Raw genomic sequence first — 5,289 nt, 5'->3', positions numbered from 1 at the left:
ATCCGCTGACCATTCACAGGCAGGTTCCGCCGCGAACGACGGGGCCGCCTTCCGGCCGCTCCGAGTCTTCCGGTTCCGGACCCTCATGACCTGGCTCTTCCTGCCGATCCTGATCGTCGCCGCCCTCGCCGCCTATGTCGGCGCGCGCGGGCTGGCGCATCGGCGCCAGCGGGGCGTCCGGGCGCATTCGCGGCCCGGCCAGTTCGGCGCCTGGGCCCTGATCTGGACCGCGGTCCCGGCCCTGGTCGTCCTGATCGGGGCGGCGGTTCTGACGCCGGCCATCGAGGGCAATCTGATCATGGCCGGCGCGCCGGAGGCCGTGGGCGAGCTGGAGCCGCTGCGCCGGGGCGCCTTCTTCGCCGACGCCCGCGCGGTCGGGGCCGGACAGCCGGCGACGCAGATCTGGCCCGCGCCCTATGCGGAGCTGTTGCCGGTCGAGGGCGAGCGCGTAGCCGGGATCGGGCGGCTGCTGGACCTGGGCGGAGTCGTGCTGGCGGCGCTGGCGGCCCTGCTGGGCGCGCTGTTCGTGTTCAGCCGCATCCGCCCGGACATGAGGGCGCGCAACCGGGTCGAGGGCTGGATCGTCGGCCTGCTGTTCGCCAGCTCGGCCGTGGCGGTGCTGACCACCGTGGGGATCATCGCCTCGTTGGTGTTCGATTCGCTGCGCTTCTTCGCCTCGGTGCCGATCACGGAGTTCCTGTTCGGGACGCAGTGGAGCCCGCAGACGGCGATCCGCGCCGACCAGGTCGGCTCGACCGGCGCCTTCGGGGCCCTGCCGCTGTTCGCCGGCACCTTCCTGATCATGCTCATCGCCATGACCGTGGCCGCGCCGGTCGGCCTGTTCGCGGCCATCTATCTTTCAGAGTACGCCGGGCCGGTGTTCCGGGCGACGGTCAAGCCGGTGCTGGAGGTGCTCGCGGGCGTGCCGACCGTGGTCTACGGCTTCTTCGCCGCCCTGACGGTGGGGCCCGCGTTCCGGGAATTCTTCAACGGCCTCGGCGCCCTGCTGGTCGGCGGGCCTCTGGACGGAATCGGCCAGTATCTGATGCTGGTCCAGAACCAGATGGCCCTGGTCGCCGGGGCGGTCATGGGCATCATGCTGATCCCCTTCGTCAGCTCCCTGTCCGACGACATCATCAACGCCGTGCCCCAGTCGCTGCGCGACGGCTCGTACGCCATGGGGGCGACCAAGTCCGAGACGGTCAAGCGGGTGCTGCTGCCCGCCGCCCTGCCCGGCGTGGCCGGGGCCATGCTGCTGGCCATGTCGCGGGCCATCGGCGAGACCATGATCGTGACCATGGCCGCCGGCCTGGCCGCGAACCTGACCCTCAACCCGCTCGATACGGTGACGACGGTGACGGTTCAGATCGTGACCCTGCTGACCGGCGACCAGGAGTTCAACAGCCCCAAGACCCTGGCGGCGTTCGGACTCGGCCTGACCCTCTTCCTGGTGACCCTGGTGCTGAATGTCATCGCCCAGCGCATCGTCCACACCTATCGGCAGCAATATGACTGACCCGGCGATCATCCAGGACCCGCCGGGCGTGGACGGGGCGAAGCGCACCGACCGCCTGCGCGCCGGTCTGAAGCGGCGCTATGCCCGCGAGGGCCGGTTCAAGCTGTACGGCCTGCTGGCCATCGGCCTGGCGATCGGCTTCCTGCTGCTGCTCCTCGGCCGCATCTTCGAACAGGGGCACACCGCCTTCTACGCCCACACCGTGACGGTGCCGGTCTATATGGACCCGGCCCGGATCGATCGCGCCTATCCGCAGGGGACCAATTTCGAACTGCTGGTCGCCGAGCAGCAGCTGGCCCGGCTGGGCCTCCAGGACGACGAGGCGGGCGCCGCCTCCACCGCCATGCGCGGCCTGTTCTCGTCCGAACTGAAATACATCGCCGCCGACCGCATCGCCGAGCAACCGGAGCTGATCGGCCAGACCGTGCCGATCGCGGCGCCCCTGGCCGACGACGCCGACCTGTATTTCAAGGGCGAGATTTCGCGCGAGACCCCTGCCGAGCAGCGCCGCCTGTCCGACCAGCAGATCGACTGGCTGGACCGGATGAAGGCCGAAGGCATGGTCGCCGCCCATTTCAACGCGGCCCTGTTCACCAAGGGCGACTCGACCGAGCCGGAGCTGGCCGGGGTGCTCGGCGCCGTGGTCGGCTCGGCCCTGATGCTGCTGGTCACGGCCCTGATCGCCCTGCCGCTGGGCGTCGGCGCGGCGCTGTATCTGGAGGAGTTCGCGCCCAAGGGCCGGCTGACCAATCTGATCGAGGTCAACATCAACAACCTCGCGGCCGTGCCGTCGATCATCTACGGCCTGCTGGGCCTCGCCCTGTTCATCAACTGGATGCACCTGCCGCGGGCCAGCCCGCTGGTCGGGGGTCTGGTGCTGGCCCTGATGGCCCTGCCGACGATCATCATCGCCACCCGCTCGTCGCTGAAGGCGGTGCCGCCGTCGATCCGCGAGGCGGCCCTGGCCATGGGCGCGTCGAAGACCCAGACGGTGTTCCATCACACCCTGCCGCTGGCCATGCCGGGCGTGATGACCGGCGCCATCATCTCCATGGCCCACGCCCTCGGCGAGACCGCGCCCCTGCTGCTGATCGGCATGGTCAGCTTCGTGCCCGGCATCCCGGCCGGCCTGACCGAGCCGACCGGCGCCCTGCCCTCGCTGATCTACATCTGGGAGAACGCCTCGGAGCGCGCGTTCCACGAACGCACCGCCGCGGCTATCCTGGTCCTCCTCGCCTTCATGATCGTCATGAACGCCGCCGCCGTCCTGTTGCGGCGACATTTCGAACGCCGGTGGTAGTCGTATGAAGTTCAAGATCTTTCACGCCCCGGACGGCTCGAACGGAGGATCCTCCGACTCCGACGAGCGGGTCCTGACCCCGCCGCCGGTCCTGCACAGCGCCGACCCCAACGCCCCGACCAAGATCACGGCCCGCGATGTGTCGGTCTTCTACGGCGACAAACAGGCGCTGTTCGACGTGTCTCTGGAGATTCCGGACAAGACGGTCACGGCGCTGATCGGTCCGTCGGGGTGCGGCAAGTCGACCTTCCTGCGCACCATGAACCGCATGAACGACACCATCCCCAGCGCCCGGGTCGTCGGCCGCATCGAGATGGACGGCGAGGACGTCAACGCCAAGTCGGTCGATCCGGTTCTGCTGCGCGCCCGCGTCGGCATGGTGTTCCAGAAGCCCAACCCCTTCCCCAAGACCATCTACGAAAACGTCGCCTACGGCCCCCGCATCCACGGTCTCGCCGAGGGCAAGCCGGAGCTGGACGCCGTCGTCGAGGCCTCGCTGAAGCGCGCCGGCCTGTGGGAAGAGGTCGCCGACCGGCTGCACTCGCCCGGCACGGGCCTGTCGGGCGGCCAGCAGCAGCGGCTCGTCATCGCCCGCGCCATCGCCGTCGAGCCCGAGGTGATCCTGATGGACGAGCCCTGCTCGGCCCTCGACCCGATCGCCACCGCCAAGATCGAGGAGCTGATCGACGAGCTGCGCGAGCGCTACTGCATCGTCATCGTCACCCACTCCATGGCCCAGGCGGCGCGGGTCAGCCAGCGCACGGCCTTCTTCCACATGGGTCGTCTGGTCGAGACCGGCGACACCGAGGACATCTTCACCAACCCGCGCGAGCGGCGCACGCTCGACTACATCACCGGCCGCTTCGGCTAGGACCCGCCATGACCCAGCACACCGTCAAAGCCTATGGAGACGAACTGGACCAGCTGACGGCGGAGGTCGCCCGCATGGGCGGCCTGGCCGAGGCCCAGGTCGCCGACGCCATCGATTCCGTCGCCCGCCGCGACGTCGCCCTCGGCCGGTCCGTGGTCGAGCGCGACGCCCGGCTGGACGCCCTGCAAAGCGAGATCGAGAAGAAGGCCATCCGCCTGATCGCCCTGCGCCAGCCGGTCGCTTCCGACCTGCGTCGGACCCTGGCGTCAATGAAGCTGGCCACGGACCTGGAACGCACCGGCGACCTGGCCAAGAACATCGCCAAGCGCGGCCTGATCCTCGCCGAGGGCGACCCGATGCAGCCGCTGACGCGCTCGATCGAGCGGATGGGCAAGCTGGTCTCCATGCGCCTGCGCGACGTGCTGGACGCCTACGCCGCCGGCGAGATCGACCGGGCGGTGGCCGTCTGGAACACCGACGACGAGGTCGACGAGCACTACAACAGCCTGTTCCGCGAACTGCTGACCTACATGATGGGCGACCCGCGCACGATCGGGGCCTGCACCCACCTGCTGTTCATGGCCAAGAACCTCGAACGCATCGGCGACCACGCCACCAACATCGCCGAGACCATCTACTACGAGATCACCGGCCAGGAGTTCACGGGCGAACGCCCGCGCTGGAACCCCGACACGGCCGAAGAGCTGCCCGAACCGCCGACCGACGCCTGAGTTCCGGAGAACCGCTGTGCAGCCCTATGTTCTGGTGATGGAAGACGAGGACGCCCTGGCCACCCTGGTCCAATACAACCTCGAGAAGGAAGGCTACCGGGTCGTCGTCGCCGCCGACGGCGAGGAGGGCATGCTGCAGATCGAGGAGCGCCTCCCCGACCTGGTGCTGCTGGACTGGATGCTGCCCAAGCTGTCGGGCATCGAGGTGTGCCGGCGCATCCGCGGCAAGCCCGAGACGCGCAACCTGCCGGTCATCATGCTGACCGCCCGCGGCGAGGAGACCGACCGCGTGCGCGGCCTCGACACCGGCGCCGACGACTACATGACCAAGCCCTTCTCGATGGTCGAGCTCAACGCCCGCATCCGGGCGGTGCTGCGTCGCATCCGCCCGGGCCTGGCCGACGACCGCCTGACCCATGGCGACATCGTCATCGACCGCGTCGCCCACCGCGTCCGCCGCGCCGGCCAGGAAATCCACCTCGGCCCGACCGAGTTCCGCCTGCTCGACCACCTGATGCAGCACCCCGGCCGGGTGTTCAGCCGCGAACAGCTGCTGGACGCCGTCTGGGGCTCGGACGTCTATGTCGAGGCCCGCACCGTCGACGTCCACGTCGGCCGCCTGCGCAAGGCGCTGAACATCGAGGGCACCGTCAATCCGATCCGCACGGTGCGCTCGGCGGGCTATTCGCTGGACCTGGGCGGCTAAGCCGCTTCACAGTCGCGCAGGACGGGATAGGCTCGGGGCCTGTTCCCTGGAGCCTGCCATGCGCCGTCGCACCTTTCTCTCGACCCTGCCCTCCAGCGCCCTCCTGGCCGGCGCCGGCGCGGCCATCGCCGGAACGGCTTCGGCGGCCGCACCCGCGCCGGCGGC

Annotated in this window: 5 protein-coding genes; all 5 read left to right on the top strand. The window is 69.6% G+C overall.

Annotated features, from left to right (window positions below):
• Positions 1-85 precede the first annotated feature (85 nt).
• Genes pstC through phoB form a run of 5 tightly spaced genes read left to right on the top strand, consistent with a single transcriptional unit; the run spans position 86 to position 5,124 of the window.
• Positions 86-1,516 (top strand): phosphate ABC transporter permease subunit PstC, encoded by a 1,431-nt coding sequence (pstC, locus tag RDU12_RS11995; RefSeq protein WP_308684799.1) that lies wholly within the window; start codon positions 86-88, stop codon positions 1,514-1,516.
• Positions 1,509-2,816, top strand: coding sequence for a phosphate ABC transporter permease PstA (gene pstA, locus RDU12_RS11990; RefSeq protein WP_300291526.1), 1,308 nt, complete (start codon positions 1,509-1,511; stop codon positions 2,814-2,816). Before pstC ends, pstA begins: the two co-directional genes overlap by 8 nt.
• Before the next feature lie 4 nt (positions 2,817-2,820).
• A complete protein-coding gene (gene pstB / locus RDU12_RS11985) occupies positions 2,821-3,687 on the top strand; it encodes a phosphate ABC transporter ATP-binding protein PstB (RefSeq protein ID WP_300291524.1) in 867 nt (288 codons plus the stop codon).
• Between the two features lie 8 nt (positions 3,688-3,695).
• Positions 3,696-4,418 carry a phosphate signaling complex protein PhoU gene (phoU, locus tag RDU12_RS11980; RefSeq protein WP_300291522.1) on the top strand — a complete coding sequence of 241 codons (723 nt, stop codon included), beginning with the start codon at positions 3,696-3,698 and terminating at the stop codon, positions 4,416-4,418.
• Positions 4,419-4,434: 16 nt separating this feature from the next.
• Positions 4,435-5,124 carry a phosphate regulon transcriptional regulator PhoB gene (phoB, locus tag RDU12_RS11975; RefSeq protein ID WP_300291520.1) on the top strand — a complete coding sequence of 230 codons (690 nt, stop codon included), beginning with the start codon at positions 4,435-4,437 and terminating at the stop codon, positions 5,122-5,124.
• Positions 5,125-5,289: the final 165 nt, after the last annotated feature.

This window comes from Brevundimonas sp., from assembly GCF_031082345.1.
Classification (GTDB): Bacteria; Pseudomonadota; Alphaproteobacteria; order Caulobacterales; family Caulobacteraceae; genus Brevundimonas.
Note: the sequence above shows the minus strand (reverse complement) of the source record. Positions and strands in the feature narration are given on the sequence as shown.